Consider the following 16,811-nt stretch of genomic DNA (forward strand, 5'->3'; position numbering starts at 1 on the left):
TATTAACCATGCGTAAAACCACCGTGCGTCGCGGCATCAGATCCATCTGCGCCGGCATCATCGCCCTGATCGTCGCCACGTTCTTCCATGGCGACATCTCGTCGCTGCTCATGCTGGGCATGGCGGGCGACGCGCGCCTTACCTTCCTGGGTTTCTTCCTGGCCGGCGTGCTGGGGGGCTTCGGCGTGCTGGTAGCCGCCTTCGGACTGTTGCAGAACGGGCAGGGGGAGCCGCGGGTGCGCCTCTTCCCCAGTTTCGTGGTCCTGTTCTCGCTGGTCGTCCTCTTCTTCGTCCTCACCTACACCTGGATCACCTCCCCCTCCGCGCCGGTCCTCGCACCGGGAGAAAGCATCAACATCTAAAGGCAGGCTGAGATAAAGATTAAGATTGAGGAAAGGCCGGTCACTATCCTTGCCGCAATCTCGACCTCGCCCATCTGCTTCTCCTCAACCGTAACCTTAGTCTTAATCTTAATCTCAATCTTAATCTGCCCTTTTGCCCTTAACCTCGGCCTGCTTTTCATGATATATTGACCGGACTGAAAATAATGAAAAGGGAGGGTGGCATGTTTCGTCTCACCATTCACACTGCGTTTGCCGCGGCCCACAATCTGATCAATTACCAGGGCGACTGCGAAAACCTGCACGGCCACAACTGGAAGGTGGAAGTTTCCATCACCACCAACGAGCTGGACAAGGCGGGCCTGGGCATCGACTTCAAGATCCTCAAGCGGGAGACCAACGATCTCCTGAAGACGCTGGACCACAAGTACCTGAACGAGCTGGCTCCTTTCGCCGACGTTTCCCCGTCCTCGGAGAACATCGCCCGTTACCTGTACCACGAGCTGACCAAGATCTTCGGCTCGGACAAGGTCAAGGTGGACATGGTCACGGTGTGGGAATCCGACTTCGCGGCGGCGAGCTACTATGAGTAACCTGCAGGCGCCCCTGGTCGAATGCTTCTCCTCCATCCAGGGGGAGGGGGTGCTGGTCGGGCTGCGCCAGGTGTTCCTGCGCTTTTCCGGCTGCAACCTGAACTGCAAGTTCTGCGACACCCCCGGCATGAGCGCCGTCCCGGATGACTGCCTGCTGGAGCTGACCCCCGGGCGGCGCGATTTCTTCAAGGTCCCCAACCCGGTGCCGCTGGAGCGCGTGGCGACGCTGATCGAAAGCTGGACCGCCGCCTGGCCGGGCATCCACCATTCCATCAGCGTCACCGGGGGGGAACCGCTCCTCTTCGGGACCCTGCTCGAGGAGTGGCTGCCGGTGCTGAAAAAGCTCCTGCCCATCTACCTGGAGACCAACGGTACGCTCCCCGAGGCGCTGGCGCCGCTCATCCCGCACCTGGACAGCATCGGCATGGACATCAAGCTCCCGTCCTCGACCGGCTGCCCGGAGCTGTGGGACCAGCACCACGCCTTCCTGGAACTGGCCGCCATGAAGGAGGTCTTCGTCAAGATCGTGGTGGGGCAGGAGACCGAAGACTGGGAGATCCAGCGTTCCTGCGCCATGATCGCCTCGGTAGACCCGGGCATCCCGCTCATCCTGCAGCCGGTGACCCGTGACGACGGCAGCATCGGCATCGACTCCCTGCGCACCCTGGAACTCCAGGAACTCTGCTCCTCCCTCCGCGAGGTGCGGGTCATCCCGCAGACCCACAAGTTCATGGGACAGCTGTAAGTCGACAAGCGGCGGCTGTAGCGACCGCATCCGTGTCCACACTCCCTCTCCCTCCGGGAGAGGGTCGGGGTGAGGGCGTTGCAACCTTGGTTTCAATTGCCACAGCTCTGCCCGTGGCACCTCCCTCACCCGGCCTACGGCCACCCTCTCCCGGAGGGCGAGGGGGAAAGACACAGAGCAGAAGGGCGCCTTTTCCGGGGCGCCCTTTCCTTTTTCAGGGGCGGCCGTTATAATGAGTGGCTGTGGCATCGCCCAGGGAGGTTCTCCACGTGCAGAAACTAGCCAAGGTAGACGAGATGAACGCGGTACTGGAGGAACTCTCCAGCCAGCACCTGAAGGGAAAGGTGAGGGCCCTGCGCCTGAGCCTGATGGCCCTTCTGACCGGCGGGCACATCCTCCTCGAGGACATCCCGGGACTGGGGAAGACCACCATGGCGCTCGCCTTCGCCAGCGCTCTCGGGCTCTCCTTCGGGAGGGTCCAGTGCACCAGCGACCTGCTTCCGTCCGACATCACCGGACTTTCCGTCTTCGACCGCACCGAGGGGCGCTTCAACTTCATCCGGGGCCCGATCTTCAACAACATCGTCCTGATCGACGAGATCAACCGCGCCATGCCCAAGACCCAGAGCGCGCTCCTGGAGGCGATGGAGGAGCGGCGCGTCACCGTCGAGGGGGTCACCTACCAGCTCCCCGAGCCGTTCCTGGTGCTGGCGACGCAGAACCCGGTGGAGCAGGTGGGGACCTACCCGCTGCCGGAATCGCAGATGGACCGTTTCCTGATCCGCACCGGGATCGGTTATCCCCCCGAGGAGATCGAGAAGGGGATCCTGCGGCAGGGGAGCATCCGGGACGAGATCATGCACATCCCGGCCCTGGTGACAACCGACGACTTGGTCGGCGCCATCGCCGCGGTCAAGGAGGTCTACGTCGGCGAGAAGGTCACCGACTACGTCTACGCCATCATCAGGGCGACCAGGAACCACCCCTTGATCCAGGCCGGCCTCTCGACCCGCGGCGGCATCGGCATGGTCGACGCCGCCAAGGCGGCGGCCTACCTGCACGGCCGCGACTTCGTGGCGCCCGAGGACGTCAGGGACGTGGTCCACGCCGTCTGCCCGCACCGCCTCATCTTCCGCCCGGAGCACGAAGGGGTGGACAAGGAGCACGTATTAAACGCGATCTTAAAGGAGATCCCTCTCCCTCTCACATAAAGCTCACCAAGGGGGGCGGGCTGTACGTCGCCTCGACCCTGCTCCTGGGGGTGTCCGCGGTCAACACCGGCAACAACCTCCTCTTCCTCATGGTCGCCGCCATGCTCGCTTTCATGGCGACCACGGGGGTGCTCGGCTGGCTGAACATCCGCGGGCTCGCCCTCAGCGTGCATCTCCCCGACGAGGTCTATGCCGGCACGGATACCTTCCTCTCCGTGACCCTGCACAACAGCAAGAGGTATCTCCCCTCGTTCCTGGTCCGGGTTGCCGTCGCGGGGGGCTCCACCTCGTTTCTGATGGTAGACCGGAAACGGCCGCAGTCGGGCTCGCTCCTGCTTTCCTTTCCGGTGCGCGGCCCCCTGCAGCTCCCCGACGCCTCGGCCAGTTCTCCCTTCCCCGTCAACTTCTTCATCCGGGCCACGTCGCTGCCGGTGCACCAGGAGTGCACCGTGTTCCCGGCGCCGCGCCCGCTGCCGGTCCCGGCCCCGGGCGGCAAGCCCGATGCGGGGGAGGCGGCCGCCGTCGCCGCCGCCGGCTACGACGGCGAGCTGGCCAAGATCTCGGACTACCGCGGCGGCGAGCCGCTGAAGCTGATCCACTGGCGCCTCTCCGCTAAGCACGAGGTGTTCAAGGTGAAGGAGCTGACCGCAACCGCGGCAGAACCGCTGCTGCTCGACCTGGACCAGGTCCCGGGGCGCGACCTGGAGCAGCGCCTCTCCTTTTGCACCTTCCTGGTGAACCGCCTGGTGAAGGGGGGGCGGCCGGTCGGCCTGAAGCTCGGGGAACGGGTCATCACCCCCGGCAGCACCAGGAGCCACCGGCTCAGGCTCCTGACGGAACTTGCAAATTATGGTAAGAATTGACCTTCTCCTGAGCGGCCTCACCGCCTGCATCGCGCTGATCGGTTACCTGCCCCTGCAGGGCTACCTCGATCCCTTCGCGCGCTTCTTCTTCCCGGCGGCGCTCCTGGCGGCGGCGTACCTGCAGGTCAAGGGGCGGGCCCTGCCGCCCCGGGTGCTGACGCCGGCCTCGATACTGCTCTTTCTCTACCTTGCCGCGCAGTTCTCCCTGAGCCGGCTGGTGCCGGTGACCTCGGATCTGCTGGTGGTCTTTCTCGGGGTGAGGCTCTTGGGCGAGCGCATCGGCCGCAACTACCTGCAGGCCTTCGCCCTGTCCCTCTTTTGCCTGGCCGCCTCTTCGCTGTACGAGATCTCCGCGATTTTCCTGGTCTACCTCTTCTCCCTGCTGCTCATGGTGGCCGTGGCCCTGGTGCTGTTGACCTTCCACGCCCAGGACCCTGCCGCCGTGCTGCCGTCACGGGAGGCGAAAAAGGTGCTGACCGTGGCGGCGCTGATGCCGGTCGCTTCGCTGCCGATGCTCCTCTTCCTGTTCTTCTTCCTCCCCAGGACGCAGTACCCGATCTGGAACTTCATGAACGCGCCGGCAGGGAAGAAGACCGGACTCTCGGACACGGTGCAGCCGGGGACCGCCCAGGCCGTCTCGGAAGTGAAGGGAGCGGTGTTGCGCGCGGTCACCCCCAAGGTACCGGAACAACAACTGTACTGGCGCGCGGTGGTGCTGAACGCGTTCAAGAACGACGCCTGGGTGCGGGAGCCGGCCCCCAACGATGCCCCCGCGGTAACGAGGGGGGACGCGGTGCTCCAGGAGATCTATCCCGAGCGCACCGCCACCCAGTACCTCCCCGCGCTCAACGTGCCCCGAGCCATCACCGACCTGCGCAACGACGCCAGTATCGACGGCGTTTTCGTGTCGCGCCGCCCCCTGGACAAGAAGGTGCGCTACCTGGCCGAGTCGGTTCTCGCCGACACGCTGCAGACCAGGCGCATCGACCGGGACTTCTACCTACGGCTGCCGGAACGGATTTCGGAACGGATGCGGGGCGAGGGGCTGGCCCTGGCGCGCTCCGGCCGCAGCAGCGTCGAGAAGATGGCGGCGCTGGAGGCGTTCTTCCGCGGTCAGCGCCTCACCTACGCCAACACCGGCCTCCCGGTAGGGGGGGATCCCCTGGACGCCTTCCTCTTCGAGAAGAAGCGGGGTAACTGCGAGTACTTCGCCTCCTGCTACGCGATACTGCTGCGCCTGGCCGGGGTTCCATCGCGCCTGGTCGGCGGGTACCGCGGCGGGACCTACAACGACGTCGGCGGATACTACTTGGTGACCGAGGACATGGCGCACGTCTGGGTCGAGGCCTACCTGGACGGGGTGGGGTGGCAGACGGTGGACCCGAGCGCCTGGGCGCTGGGGCGGGTGCGCAGCAGGCAGGTGCGCGGCCTTGCCATGTACGCCGACATGGTCGGCTTCTACTGGGACAAGGCGGTGGTCACCTATGACCTTGACAAACAACTGGCCTTGGTGCGAAATGCCGGGAACAAGGCCCGCGACCTGCGCCTGCCGCCGTGGTTCGGGAAGGTTATGCTGCTGACCGTGCCGGTGTTCGCGGCGCTGCTGCTTTTCGTCTTATGGCGCAGGCAGCGTCCCCCCACCGCGGAGGCGCGCCTGTTGCGGCGCATGCTCCGCCTGCTGGCCAAGCGCTATCCCGGCGAGATCAAGGGGGATGAAGGGATCTTCGAGCTTTCCGCGCGCCTCAACGACCGGCACCTGGCCCGGTTCGCCGCCCTGTACGGCTCCGCCGTCTACCGCGACCGCCCCCTGACCCGCGCCGAGGCTGCTGAGCTCGAGGAAATCGTTCGGGAAGCATCCCAGGATCGTCCTTGACACGGGGGCGGCTTTGCTTTAGTTTTAGGTTTCCGTATCTTAGGGGTGGTGAGGCGTTAACTTGGCTTCGAAAAAAGACAAAATTCTGGAGAGTGCCCAGCGCTTCGTGCTGAAGGGGCAGATCGACAAGGCGATCAAGGACTACCAGCAAGTGGTGGCCATGGAGCCCAACGACATCCGCTATCGCCAGCGCCTGGCAGAGCTCCTGGTGCGCGACAACCGTAAGGACGAGGCGATCCAACAGTACGAGGATATCGGCAAGCACTACGCCGACAACGGCTACTTCCTCAAGGCGATCGCCATCTACAAGCAGATCCAGCGCCTGAGCCCCGGCAATGTCGCCACCGCGCTCACCATAGCCCACCTGAACCACCAGCAGGGACTGATCGGCAACGCCATGGCCGAATACGGGCAGGTGGCGGCGCAGTACGAGAAGGAAGGGGTGCTCAAGGATGCGCTCAAGGTGGTGGAAAAGATGCTCATGGTCGATGCCGAGCACGCTGCCACCAAGCTGAAGTACGCGGAGCTGTTGCACGCCACCGGCGCACTGGAGCAGTCCCGTCAGGCCTTCGCGGCCCTGGTGACGGCCCTGCGCAGCCGTGGTCTCGAGGGCGAGGCAGCCTCGGTCGCCGCGCGCGTCGGCGAACTCTTCCCGGAGGAGCAGCAGGAACCGGCCCCGACGGCGCCTTCGTTTGCCGAGCAGGGACTCTCCACGGCCGGCTTCGACGCCGGCGATGAAGTGCCCGGGGTGCAGGCGGCGTCCCCTTGGGAGGCCCCGGTCGAAGAGCCGGTCGAAGAACCGGTCCTGCCGGACTGGAACGCTCCCGCGGCTGAACTCCCCGACCCCTTTGCAGCGCCGGCATCGACGCCGCAGCCCGAGTCGGTGGCGGCGCCCGCGCCGTCCTACCAGGCCCCGGCGCCCTGGGACACTGAGCAGGAAGAGGCCGAGGCCGAAGGGACGATCGCCTGGGAAGAGGAGATCGACCTCGACTTGGATGACGAGGGCTTCGACGCTACGCCGGCCCCCGCAGCGACGGCCGTTGCCGAGGCGCCTGCGGCCTTCCCTGAGCCCGCGGCTTTCCCTGAACCCGCGGCTTTCCCTGAACCTGCAGCGCCGCCCGCGGCGGAGGTGGAGCTCCCGCTCGATTTCTCCCTGGAGCTGGATTTCGAGGAGGTCGAGGAGGAGCTGGAGGAGGCCCAGCCGGAAGAGGCGCCGGCACCGGTGGTGGAGCTCGACCTGGATCAGGAAGGGGAGTTGGAGCTGACCCTGCCCGAGCAGGAAACTCACTTCGGCGAGTTCTCCTGGGAAGAAGAGGCTGCCGATCTGCCGCAGGAGCCCGAAGAGCCGGAGCACGCGGTGGAACTGGTCGATTTCGAGGAAGAACTGGAACTTGAACCGGTGGTGGAGGAACTATCCCCGGAGCCGGAGCCGCCGGTTGCCCCGGAGCCGGTCCGGTTGCGCGGCTGGGAGGAGATATTCCCTCAGGCGACAGACGGCGCCGAGCTCGACCTCGAGGAACTGGAGTCGCACTACGACCTGGGGATCGGCTACAAGGAAATGGGGATGTACGCCGGCGCCATCAAGGAATTCGAGATCGCCGCGGGGAACCCGCAGCGCCGCTTCGACTGCCTGACCCTGCAGGCCATCTGCTACCGTGACAAGGGTGAGCCGGACAAGGCCGGTGAGCTGTTGCGGCGCGGCCTGGCGTTGGACGTGATCTCCAGCGACGAGCGGACCTGTCTCAACTACGAACTGGCCGTGCTGGCGGAGGGACGGGGTGCCGTGGAAGAGGCGATCGAGTTGTACCGCGAGGTGATGCGCGCCAACCCCGCCTACCAGGATGCTTCCAGCAGGCTTTCCGCCCTCTCGGGAGAAGAGATCCCGGACATCATCGACCTGGAGTTGGAAGAGGGAGCCTGACCCTTACCAGGCGAGCAGGTTGAGCGGCGGGACCAGGCGCACCGGCGCCTGGAAGAATTCCCCGATGAAGTTGGCGGGGACCGGGGGGAGCGGCCCGGCCGCTTCCAGTGTCTTCTGCACGGCCCGGTCGTAGACGATGTTGCCCGAACTCTCCAAAATGGTGCTGCCGATGATCTCGCCGCTACGGGTGATGGTGATGTTCACCACGATCGGCGCCACCTTCTGATCCTTCTGCTCCAGCCACCACTTCTCGTTCACCCCCTGCAGCAGCCGAATGTAATACTCCTTGATCTCCGGGCGCAGCGTCTCGCCGTCGCTGAGCGGCCTGAAGTATCCCTTGGTGAGTCCCATCCCGAAGGTGGTGCGCGATTGCTCTTCCACCGCGGTCTGGGGCTGCGCTGCCTGCGGCGGGGGGGCGGCGGGCTGTGCGGCCTGTACCGGCTGCGGCGCCGGCGCCGGCGTCGGCGGCAGCGGCTCGGCCTCTTCCTGGGGCAGTTCCGGCTCGGGGTCGGGTTCGGGCTGCGGCTGTACGGCGGGGGCGGCCGGGACCGGCGCGGGGATGGTGTTCAGGTCGACGTAGGTTACTGCGGGACGGGCGGGCTCACCGCCACCGGGAATTCCCAGCAGGACCGCCGCGCAGACCAGGTGCAAAGCCAGCGAGACCGCGAGCCCGGTGAGCAACTGCTTGTTCAGGCTGGTCGGGTACTGCTCTTCCTCGAGCGGATCGAGCGGGTCGAGCGGATCTAACGCGTCTTGCATGGCTGGTTGGGTCCTTCTTCGGCCTGAAAAGCGGGGCGTGGGCGTGGTAGTGTCCGTCATGTATAACAAATTCGCGGCGGCTCTGGCAACCAAAGAAAGACCTTTGACGAAAATGGAAAGGGACCCCCTCGGGGTCCCTTTCTTGTTCAGCCGCACTCTCTGAAAGCCTCGTGCCCCTCCCCTTGCGGGAGGGGGTTAGTGGGTGGGGTAAGACGTCGGCGGAGGGTCAGGGGGCGGGGGAGGGGGCGTCCAGGGCCGGGGCGGTCCGGCTGAAGTCCCAGCGCAGCTCCTCCTGCATGCTCTGGGCGTCCACGACGGCTATGGCCGCCATGTTGACGATGGTGGCGACGTCGTCTCCCCTTTGCAGCACGTGCACCGGTTTCTTCATCCCCATCAACAGGGGGCCGATCGCCTCCGCGCCCCCGAGCCGGTGCAGGAGCTTGTAGGAGATGTTCCCGGAGTTCAGGTCCGGGAAGATGAGGATGTTGGCAGGGCCGGTCAGGGTGGAGAAGGTGTAGTTGGCCAGAAGCTCCGGCGTCACCGCCGTGTCCGCCTGCATCTCACCGTCAATCTCCAGTTCCGGCGCCCTTTCCTTCACGATCTCCACCGCGCGCTTCACCTTCTGGGTCAGGGCATGGTTCACCGAGCCGAAGTTGGCGAAGGAGAGCATGGCGATGCGCGGCACGATGTCCAGTAGCTGCACCTTCTCCGCCGCCAATAGCGCGGTCTCCGCCAACTCCTCGGCGGTCGGCTCGATCTCGACCGTGGTGTCGGCCATGAAGTAGATCCCCTTCTTGAAGACCATCATGTACATGCCGTGCACGCCGGTCAGCTGCGGTTGCCTGCCGATCACCTCCAGCGCCGGCCGGATGGTGTCGGGGTAGTGGGTGTCGATCCCGCCCAGGAGGGCGTCGGCGTCCCCCATGTGCACCATCATGGCGCCGAAATGGTTGCGCGACTTGCGGCGCACGATGCGCTGCGCCTCGGTGAGCGTGATCCCCTTGCGCTGCCGCATGCGGTACAGCTCCTGCGCGTAGGCCTCGGTGAGCTCGGAATCCTCCGGGTCGACGATGGTGAGGTTCAGCTCCATCCCCAGTTCGGCCATCTTTTCCTGCACCTTGGCCCGGTTGCCGATCAGGATCGGCTTGGCGATCCCTTCCTCGACCAGGTGGTAGGCGGCCTTGAGGATCTTCTCGTTGTCCCCTTCCGGGAAGACGATCTTCTTGGGATCGCACTTGGCCTTGTTGATGATGGCGCGCATGGTCTCCTTGGCGCGCCCCTGCAGCGTTTCCAGCCACTCCACGTAACGGTCCATGTCCTCGATGGGGACGCGCGCCACGCCGCTGTCCATGGCGGCCTTGGCCACCGCCGGGGCCACCCGCAGCAGGGCCCGCGGGTCGAAGGGCTTGGGAATGATGTAGTTGCGCCCGAAGGAAAAGCTCTGGTTGCCGTAGGCGCGGCTGACCGAATCGGGACACTCCTCCTGCGCCAGCTGCGCCAGGGCGAACACGGCCGCCTTCTTCATCTCCTCGTTGATGGTGCTGGCCCGGACGTCCAGGGCGCCCCTGAAGATGAAGGGGAAGCCGAGCACGTTGTTGACCTGGTTCGGGTAATCGGAGCGGCCGGTGGCCATGATCACGTCCGAGCGGACCGAGAGCGCCTCTTCCGGGGTGATCTCGGGGTCGGGGTTGGCCATGGCCATGATGATGGGGTCCTTGGCCATCTCCCGCACCATCTGCGGGGTCACCGCCCCCTTGGCCGAGACGCCGATGAAGACGTCCGCGCCGCGCATCGCCTCCTCCAGGGTGCGCCACCCGGTGTCGATGGCGAGGCGCTCCTTGTACGGGTTCATCCCCTCGGTCCTCCCCTTGTAGATCACCCCCTTGGTGTCGCACATGCAGAGGTTTTCCGGCTTCGCCCCCAGGGAAAGGACCAGGTTGGCGCAGGCGACGCCCGCCGCCCCGGCGCCGTTCACCACGATGCGCACCTTCTCGATCTGCTTCCCCACCAGGTGCAGCGCGTTGATGAGGGCCGCCGAGCAGATGATGGCGGTGCCGTGCTGGTCGTCATGGAACACCGGGATGTTCATGGTCCTTTTCAGCTCTTCCTCGATGTAGAAGCACTCCGGCGCCTTGATGTCCTCCAGGTTGATGCCGCCGAAGGTAGGCTCCAAAAGCTGCACCACCTTGATCACGTCGTCCGGGTCCTCCGACTTGACCTCCAGGTCGAAGACGTCGACGTCGGCGAAGCGTTTGAAGAGGACCCCTTTCCCCTCCATGACCGGCTTGCCGGCGAGCGCCCCGATGTTGCCCAGGCCGAGCACCGCGGTGCCGTTGGAGACCACGGCGACCAGGTTTCCCTTGGCGGTGTAGAGGTAGGCGTCCGAGGGGCTCCGCTCGATGGCCAGGCAGGGCTCGGCGACGCCGGGGGTGTAGGCGAGGGAGAGGTCGAGGGAGGTCAGGCAGGGCTTGGAGGAGATCACTTCGATCTTTCCCTTGCGGCCGGCGGCGTGATATTCGAGCGCGTCTATCTTCTTCGTCATGGCATCCTCCTCGAAACAGGCAGTGACGGTGAGTTATGCGGACTGGAACAAACGGCTGCAGCTATCTTCGCGGGTAAAGAAGGAAACGGTACTGCCATATCGCTGTTTATCAACAAAAGGAAGTCAGAAGGGCTGCGAAAGTATAGCATGTCACTTGGTCGGATCAATCTCCGCAATTGTTGCGGGTTCAATCTCATTCACAGCCCCGGGACCGGCTCCTTAGCCGATGTCAGGTCGTGGTTGTAAATTGAAAGAATCTGGTTGATAATCTTCGCGGCTATAACAGGAAACGAAGGGGAGGATGTCATGGACAGGCTTTGGGCACCCTGGAGGGTTGAGTACCTGACGCGGCCGCCGGCGCCGGGCTGCATCTTCTGTGCTGAGGGGGACGACCGGGATCTGCTGGTCATCCACCGTACCCCGCTGGCCCGCGTCATGCTGAACCGCTACCCGTACTGCAACGGGCACCTGCTGGTTTCGCTGCACCGTCACACCGCCGAGTTGGGCGAGCTTTCCGGCGCGGAGATGCAGGAGCTCTTCCGTCTGGTCGCGCTGTGCAAGGACGTCCTGGTCCGCTCCAGCAGCCCCGACGGGTTCAATATCGGCATGAACCTGGGCAAGGCGGCCGGGGCAGGCGTCGAGGACCACCTCCACCTGCACGTGGTGCCGCGCTGGAGCGGCGACAGCAACTTCATGTCGGTGGTGGCGGACCTTCGGGTGCTCCCCGAGGCCCTGCTGGCGACCTACGACCGGCTGCTCCCCTTCTTCGCCAAAGCGGAGGGTGCGTGAAGCAGGAGTTGTGCATCGGCATCGACCTGGGGGGGAGCAATCTGAGGTTTGCCCTGGTGGACCGGCAGGGGAGGGTGCTGGCGCGTTGCGCGGAGCCCACACTCCCTGCGGCGGGGCTGGCATCACTGCTCGCGCGACTCCTGGACGGTGTGGAGCGGTTGCGGCAGGAGGGAGCGCGCCTGGGCTGCGGCACGGTGGCGCTCGCGGTGGGGGTCCCGGGGCTTGTCTGCAGTGACGGCGTCGTGCGCGCCAGCGTCAACGTCCCCGTGCTCGAGGGGGTGCCCCTGGCCCGTGAACTGTCGGCCGCCACCGGGATGCCGGTGGCGGCCTTGAACGATGCCAACGCCTGCGCGCTCGGTGAAAACCGCTACGGCGCCGGGCGCGGTTACCGTTCCCTGATCGCCCTCACCCTGGGGACCGGCGTCGGCTCGGGCCTGATCCTCGACGGCAGACTCTGGACCGGGGTCGACGGCGCGGCGGGGGAGTTCGGGCACATCCCGGTGGAGCCGGAGGGGCGCCCCTGCGGCTGCGGCAGCCGGGGCTGCGTGGAGCAGTACGCCTCCGCCGGCGCCATCGCCAGGAACGGGGATGACGCCGCTGCGGTCGCCCGACGGGCACGGCAGGGAGATGCCGCGGCGCTTGCCGTCTTTGCCGAGGCGGGGCGTTATCTCGGCATCGCCGCGGCGGGGGTGGTGAACCTGCTGAACCTGGAGGCGGTGCTGCTGTGCGGGGGGGTGGCGCAGAGCTTCGACCTGCTGGTGCCCGCTTTGCGCCGGGAACTGGTGTCCCGGACCTTCCCCGTGTCGGGCGGGCGGGTCCGCGTCGAGCAGGGGACTCTCGGCGACGACGCCGGCGTGCTGGGCGCTGCGGTGGCGGCCTTCGGCGCCGTCCTTTAGAAAAAAACTCTCATTATTCCAGCGCCGTTTGCGGCCAACCTATGCTATAGTTACCGCTGTCCCGCAGGGCGGGGCTTCATACTGATCTATCTGGAGGCGCCCATGTCGTTTAGAAGGATTTTTACCGCACTTTTCACCGCGTCCGTTCTGTTGGCCCTGGCCGCGACCTCGTTCGCCGCAACCCCGGTCAAGCCGGAGGACTCTTTCCACAACGCGTTCCCCACGGTCCCCGTGGACAGCATGACGCCGACGGAAATCCCGGGGCTGTACGAAGTCGTCTCCGGGCAGCGCATCTTCTACTACTACCCGGAGAAGGAACTGGTGCTGACCGGCGAGATCGTGGGCAAGGACCTGAAGAGCCGCACCGCCGAGCGCAAAGGGGCCCTCATGGCCAAGGTCGCCAAGGACCTGCCGCTGAACAAGGCGCTCAAGATCGGTGACGGCAAGAAGGTGGTCATCGAGTTCACCGATCCCGACTGCCCGTTCTGCCGCAGGGGGGCCGAGTACTTCACCAAGCGCACCGACGTGACCCAGTACATCTTCTTCGCACCGCTGGCGCACCCCGGGGCGATCACCAAGATCGAGTACATCCTCTCGGCGGACAACAAGGTCCAGGCCTACGACGCCATGATGCTCGGGCAGGAGATCCCGGCCGGCGCCAAGCCCGCCTCCCCCGAGATCAAAAAGCTCGCCCAGGAGCACATGGAACTGGCCAGGAAGGCCGGCGTCACCGGGACCCCCACCTTCTTCATCAACGGTCAGATGGTGGTGGGCGCCGACCTGGCCCGCCTGGACGAACTGCTCAAGTAGCATCCTCTCCAGGTGCTGAGACCGAGACGGTGCCGAACCTGCCGTCGTAGCCCGCCTCGATCTCCACCTCACCCGCACGCATCCTGCCGATACCCGCCGCCAGAGTCGCCGTCGACCTGGCGGCGATTTCGTTCAGGGGCGCCTCGAGCAGGATGTGGAACTCGTTGCCCAGGCCGCCCAGAAGCTGGAAGTAGAGCGCCTCGGCCTTCTTGCTGGCACACCCCACCCGCAGCGCCCCCCCGATCAGATCGATGAGCGGTATCACGGACCAAAAGGGCGGGGCCTGCGCCGGCTTGACCCCCGCCGCCCGGTCCGCCAGCAGTTCCACCCGGTGCAGCACACCGACCGTCAGCTTGCCGCCGCAGGCGGGGCAGCGATAGTCGTGGGCGATGGTCTGCTCCGGCGACAACCTGACGCCGCAGCAGCGGTGTCCGTCGGCGTGGTATTTCCCCTGTTCCGGGAAGAACTCGATGGTCCCGGCCACCCCCTTGCCTGTGGCAACGGCCTGGAAGATCCCGTCGTAGCTCAGATCCGTGTCGAAGACGGTGGCCTCCCGCCCCAGTTTCGAGGCGGAGTGGGCGTCCGAGTTGGAGACGAGCGTGATGCCGTCCAGGACCGACAGGCGCCAGTTCATGGCGGGGTCCGAGGAAAGGCCGGTCTCGATGGCGTGGACCTCGGGGGCGAGCTCGTCGAAGCATTCCTGCAGGGACTCGAAGCCGGAACAGGCGCCGAAGATGGAGAAGTGGGGGGTCCAGGCGTGGGCGGGGATGAGCAGCGCGCGCGGGGATGCCGCGAGCACCATGGCCAGGAGGTCCTTGGCGTCCAGCTTGAGGATCGGCCTGCCGTCGGAGGCGAGGGTGCCGATGCGGGAGAGTTGGAGGTTCAGCCTGTGCGCGGCGGCGAAGTCGGGGAGCAGCACCAGGCAGTGCACCTTCCTGGTGCGTCCCCCCTTGCGGTAGATGCAGCTGATTTCGCCGCTGATGAGAAAGGAAACCGGGGCGCGGCAGCTTTGCGGCACCTGGTCGGGGAGCGGTTCCCGGCGCAGGCGCCACAGCCCCGCTTCGGCCGGGACCAACTCCTGCTCCAGCTCTTCCAGCCAGCCGGGGTGGGTGCAGTCGCCGGTGCCGACCACCCGGATCCCCTTCAACTGGGCCCAGCGCCACAGTTGCGGGAGGTCCAGGTCGCGGCTGGTCGCTCTGGAAAAGCGGGAGTGGATGTGCAGGTCGGCTGTGAATCTCATGTGAGGTGCGGGTTCCGGCGCGCCTTGCGCCGTCGTCAGAGGGGAGGGCGAGAGGGGCGAAGGGAAGGCGCCGTCAGGCGCCGCTGGTCTGGGAGGCGCCGAACTTGTTGACCATGTGCTGCCGGTAGCTGACGATGTCGCTGCGCAGCGAGGCGAGCCGGGCCATCTTCTCGTCGATTTTGGCGATGTGTTCGTCCAGGATTTCCACCAGGCGGGGCACCATGCGCTCGGTCTGCTTGGCCTCCCCGTAGGCCGCGTAGAGGTCCTGCATCTCCTTGATGGTGAGCCCCAGCTCCTTGAGCTTGATGATGAACTTGATGCGGCGCACGTAGTAGGGGGTGAAGCCGCGCGTGGCGCCGTCGCTTCTCGGTACGCTCTCGATGATGCCCACTTCCTCCCAGTAACGGATGGTCCTGGTGGTGAGCCCCAGTGCAGCGGCGACGTCCCCGATCGGGGTAATCTCTTCGCCGTCCTTGATGATGTCCATGAAAAACCTCACGGTGGAAATAAATACCCAGCTAATCTAGAACATGGCGTTGAGAGTGTCAATTGCTTTCGGGCAGGGAGCCCGGACCCGGTCGAAAAGTTTGTCATACAAAGTGTTTGTTTACAAAACACCGTTTTTAGTATATCTAGTGAGGCAGTGGCTAAGAAGTTGGCAGGGGAGGCAAGTATTTTCCCGCGATGAGCGGCTGTCGCCAGCATCTAGGGCGACAAGCCCGGTGGCGCCGGATTGACGAAAATAAAACACGTGCTCGCAGCAACAACAGGCGCGTGAGCGCCTGCACCGGTCTGTGATCGGCCCTTTCTGCCGGCCGTCCAACACTAGGGGCAATCGACGGGTTGCCCCTCTTTTTTTGTTCTCGACTGAAGGAGGAGACTGGCTCCGCCAGGTGCCTGTCCCCCTTGGGGGGGAGAGCGTGCCTGAACGGAATGCAGCGTTCCGCCACATCCGAAGCGCTGCAGGAGACCTTACGTTCCCCACTTTTGCGAAGGGGGGGCAGGGGGGATTTGATTTTGATCTCGTTCCCAAGGTCCACCTTGGGAACGCAAAGCCTCTCCGAAGCTCCAACTTCCCTCGGATGCAAAGCTGGAGCTTTGCGCCATATTGGGTTCCCAAGCTGGAGCTTGGGAGCCAGGGAAATTTTGCTTGCAGGGGGGGTGATTTTACTTCTTCTGGCGTGGGCCGCCATTGCCTGTGCCGCCGCTCCGTGCTATCCTGCCCGCGCGCCGGTTATCCCGGCAGCGGTCGTTGCCGCCCTGCAACGCCGCCATCCCCACGACAAAGGCCCCCGCGATGTCCATCTCCCAGTACCCCGCCAAGGTCACCATGCCCAGGCTGGAGCACCCCTACCCGACGGTGTTCGCCTTCCTGGTGGAGCGTTTCCCGAGGATACCGCGCGAGGTGTGGGAGCGCCGCATCGCCCAGGGCAAGGTCCTCGGCGAGGACGGCGCCCCGGTCGGCATGGCCACCCCGTACGCGCCGCAGCAGAGGGTCTTCTATTTCCGGGAAATGGAGGCGGAGCGGGAGATCCCCTTCCCGGAACAGGTCCTGTTTCAAAACGACGAGCTGCTGGTGGCCTGCAAGCCGCATTTCCTGCCGGTGACCCCGGGCGGCGCCTACCTGAACCAGAGCCTTTTGCACCGGCTCAGAGAGCGGACCGGGATCCACCACCTCGTGCCGCTGCACCGGATCGACCGGGAAACGGCGGGGCTCGTGCTCTTCTCCGTTAACCCCAAGACGCGTGGCCGTTACGGCGGGCTGTTCAGAGAAGGCTTGATCGAGAAGGAATACCGGGCGGTCGGGGTGGGGCGGGTGCCCGAGGGAAAGAAAGAGTGGCTGGTGGAGAGCCGGCTGGTGCCGGGTGAGCCGTGGTTCGTCATGGCGACCGAACCTGGCCCGGCCAACGCGCGCTCCGAGATCCGCCTCCTGGATGAGCGGGAGGGACGCTCGCTGTTCGCGCTCAGCCCGCTCACCGGCAAGACCCACCAGTTGCGGGTGCACTTGAGCTCGCTGGGGATGCCGATCCTCAACGACAGGCTTTACCCGCAGTTGCAGCCCCGGCAGGCGGACGATTTCGACCAGCCGCTGCAGCTTCTGGCGCAACGGTTGCGCTTCAAGGACCCCGTCAGCGGCAAATGGCTGGAGTTCCAGTCTGATAGGGGACTTTTGTGGTAATCTAGAACGGTTCGCGCCGTCTCCGGCACGGCAGTTGGTTCGCAGGGAG

16 protein-coding genes are annotated in these 16,811 nt (G+C 65.4%); 11 read left to right on the forward strand and 5 right to left on the reverse strand.

Annotated elements, in window-relative coordinates; all coding sequences use genetic code 11:
* Window positions 1–8 precede the first annotated feature (8 nt).
* Entirely contained in the window at window positions 9–362 is a 354-nt protein-coding gene (locus H7687_RS15650; protein WP_183349057.1) for a hypothetical protein, read from the forward strand.
* Here the strand turns inward: H7687_RS15650 and H7687_RS15655 are convergent.
* Entirely contained in the window at window positions 359–523 is a 165-nt protein-coding gene (locus tag H7687_RS15655) for a hypothetical protein (RefSeq protein WP_183349059.1), read from the reverse strand. The two genes, H7687_RS15650 and H7687_RS15655, sit on opposite strands and share 4 nt — an antisense overlap.
* 42 nt (window positions 524–565) lie before the next feature.
* Here H7687_RS15655 and queD point away from each other — a divergent pair, with 42 nt between their 5' ends.
* From queD to H7687_RS15685, 6 genes are all read left to right on the forward strand, one after another.
* The gene (queD, locus tag H7687_RS15660; RefSeq protein WP_183349061.1) at window positions 566–934 is read left to right on the forward strand and encodes a 6-carboxytetrahydropterin synthase QueD; all 369 of its coding nucleotides are present in this window, start codon (window positions 566–568) and stop codon (window positions 932–934) included.
* Window positions 927–1,679 (forward strand): 7-carboxy-7-deazaguanine synthase QueE, encoded by a 753-nt coding sequence (locus tag H7687_RS15665; protein ID WP_183349063.1) that lies wholly within the window; start codon window positions 927–929, stop codon window positions 1,677–1,679. Before queD ends, H7687_RS15665 begins: the two co-directional genes overlap by 8 nt.
* Before the next feature lie 296 nt (window positions 1,680–1,975).
* Window positions 1,976–2,890, forward strand: a complete 915-nt coding sequence (locus H7687_RS15670) for an AAA family ATPase (RefSeq protein ID WP_183349153.1) — start codon at window positions 1,976–1,978, stop codon at window positions 2,888–2,890.
* A 50-nt stretch (window positions 2,891–2,940) separates the two neighbouring features.
* Window positions 2,941–3,753 (forward strand): DUF58 domain-containing protein, encoded by an 813-nt coding sequence (locus H7687_RS15675; RefSeq protein ID WP_308470253.1) that lies wholly within the window; start codon window positions 2,941–2,943, stop codon window positions 3,751–3,753.
* Window positions 3,740–5,626: a transglutaminase TgpA family protein gene (locus tag H7687_RS15680; RefSeq protein ID WP_183349065.1), complete on the forward strand. Its 1,887-nt coding sequence runs from the start codon at window positions 3,740–3,742 to the stop codon at window positions 5,624–5,626. The genes H7687_RS15675 and H7687_RS15680 overlap by 14 nt, the downstream gene beginning before the upstream one ends.
* A gap of 61 nt (window positions 5,627–5,687) precedes the next feature.
* A complete protein-coding gene (locus tag H7687_RS15685) occupies window positions 5,688–7,547 on the forward strand; it encodes a tetratricopeptide repeat protein (protein WP_183349067.1) in 1,860 nt (619 codons plus the stop codon).
* Window positions 7,548–7,550: 3 nt separating this feature from the next.
* Here the strand turns inward: H7687_RS15685 and H7687_RS15690 are convergent, their stop codons facing one another.
* A complete protein-coding gene (locus H7687_RS15690; protein ID WP_183349069.1) occupies window positions 7,551–8,306 on the reverse strand; it encodes an energy transducer TonB in 756 nt (251 codons plus the stop codon).
* Window positions 8,307–8,532: 226 nt separating this feature from the next.
* Window positions 8,533–10,848: an NADP-dependent malic enzyme gene (locus tag H7687_RS15695; protein ID WP_246404942.1), complete on the reverse strand. Its 2,316-nt coding sequence runs from the start codon at window positions 10,846–10,848 to the stop codon at window positions 8,533–8,535.
* A 306-nt stretch (window positions 10,849–11,154) separates the two neighbouring features.
* On the opposite strand from H7687_RS15695, the gene H7687_RS15700 reads away from it, so the two are divergent.
* The 3 genes from H7687_RS15700 (at window position 11,155) to H7687_RS15710 (ending at window position 13,343) form a co-directional block, all read left to right on the forward strand.
* Window positions 11,155–11,637 carry an HIT family protein gene (locus H7687_RS15700; protein WP_183349071.1) on the forward strand — a complete coding sequence of 161 codons (483 nt, stop codon included), beginning with the start codon at window positions 11,155–11,157 and terminating at the stop codon, window positions 11,635–11,637.
* Complete coding sequence (locus tag H7687_RS15705) at window positions 11,634–12,533, forward strand: ROK family protein (RefSeq protein WP_183349072.1); 900 nt, start codon at window positions 11,634–11,636, stop codon at window positions 12,531–12,533. Before H7687_RS15700 ends, H7687_RS15705 begins: the two co-directional genes overlap by 4 nt.
* 102 nt (window positions 12,534–12,635) lie before the next feature.
* The gene (locus H7687_RS15710; protein ID WP_183349074.1) at window positions 12,636–13,343 is read left to right on the forward strand and encodes a DsbC family protein; all 708 of its coding nucleotides are present in this window, start codon (window positions 12,636–12,638) and stop codon (window positions 13,341–13,343) included.
* Here H7687_RS15710 and H7687_RS15715 read toward each other — a convergent pair.
* On the reverse strand, window positions 13,336–14,583 hold the full coding sequence (locus tag H7687_RS15715) for an endonuclease Q family protein (protein WP_183349076.1): 1,248 nt from the start codon (window positions 14,581–14,583) through the stop codon (window positions 13,336–13,338). The two genes, H7687_RS15710 and H7687_RS15715, sit on opposite strands and share 8 nt — an antisense overlap.
* 73 nt (window positions 14,584–14,656) lie before the next feature.
* Window positions 14,657–15,070 (reverse strand): MerR family transcriptional regulator, encoded by a 414-nt coding sequence (locus tag H7687_RS15720; protein WP_183349078.1) that lies wholly within the window; start codon window positions 15,068–15,070, stop codon window positions 14,657–14,659.
* An 810-nt stretch (window positions 15,071–15,880) separates the two neighbouring features.
* Between H7687_RS15720 and H7687_RS15725 the strand changes: the two genes are divergently transcribed.
* On the forward strand, window positions 15,881–16,762 hold the full coding sequence (locus tag H7687_RS15725) for a pseudouridine synthase (RefSeq protein WP_183349080.1): 882 nt from the start codon (window positions 15,881–15,883) through the stop codon (window positions 16,760–16,762).
* Window positions 16,763–16,811: the final 49 nt, after the last annotated feature.

The sequence above is a fragment of the Geomonas paludis genome, assembly GCF_014193585.1.
GTDB classification, from domain to species: domain Bacteria; phylum Desulfobacterota; class Desulfuromonadia; order Geobacterales; family Geobacteraceae; genus Geomonas; species Geomonas paludis.

What these genes read in the sequence shown, in the direction of transcription:
- H7687_RS15695 (WP_246404942.1), bottom strand. Translation starts at nt 10,848, where the DNA reads ATGACGAAGAAGATAGACGCGCTCGAATATCACGCCGCCGGCCGCAAG.
- H7687_RS15720 (WP_183349078.1), bottom strand. Translation starts at nt 15,070, where the DNA reads ATGGACATCATCAAGGACGGCGAAGAGATTACCCCGATCGGGGACGTC.
- H7687_RS15665 (WP_183349063.1), top strand. Translation starts at nt 927, where the DNA reads ATGAGTAACCTGCAGGCGCCCCTGGTCGAATGCTTCTCCTCCATCCAG.
- H7687_RS15725 (WP_183349080.1), top strand. Translation starts at nt 15,881, where the DNA reads ATGTCCATCTCCCAGTACCCCGCCAAGGTCACCATGCCCAGGCTGGAG.
- H7687_RS15700 (WP_183349071.1), top strand. Translation starts at nt 11,155, where the DNA reads ATGGACAGGCTTTGGGCACCCTGGAGGGTTGAGTACCTGACGCGGCCG.
- queD (WP_183349061.1), top strand. Translation starts at nt 566, where the DNA reads ATGTTTCGTCTCACCATTCACACTGCGTTTGCCGCGGCCCACAATCTG.
- H7687_RS15670 (WP_183349153.1), top strand. Translation starts at nt 1,976, where the DNA reads ATGAACGCGGTACTGGAGGAACTCTCCAGCCAGCACCTGAAGGGAAAG.
- H7687_RS15655 (WP_183349059.1), bottom strand. Translation starts at nt 523, where the DNA reads ATGAAAAGCAGGCCGAGGTTAAGGGCAAAAGGGCAGATTAAGATTGAG.
- H7687_RS15650 (WP_183349057.1), top strand. Translation starts at nt 9, where the DNA reads ATGCGTAAAACCACCGTGCGTCGCGGCATCAGATCCATCTGCGCCGGC.
- H7687_RS15690 (WP_183349069.1), bottom strand. Translation starts at nt 8,306, where the DNA reads ATGCAAGACGCGTTAGATCCGCTCGACCCGCTCGATCCGCTCGAGGAA.
- H7687_RS15680 (WP_183349065.1), top strand. Translation starts at nt 3,740, where the DNA reads ATGGTAAGAATTGACCTTCTCCTGAGCGGCCTCACCGCCTGCATCGCG.
- H7687_RS15710 (WP_183349074.1), top strand. Translation starts at nt 12,636, where the DNA reads ATGTCGTTTAGAAGGATTTTTACCGCACTTTTCACCGCGTCCGTTCTG.
- H7687_RS15715 (WP_183349076.1), bottom strand. Translation starts at nt 14,583, where the DNA reads ATGAGATTCACAGCCGACCTGCACATCCACTCCCGCTTTTCCAGAGCG.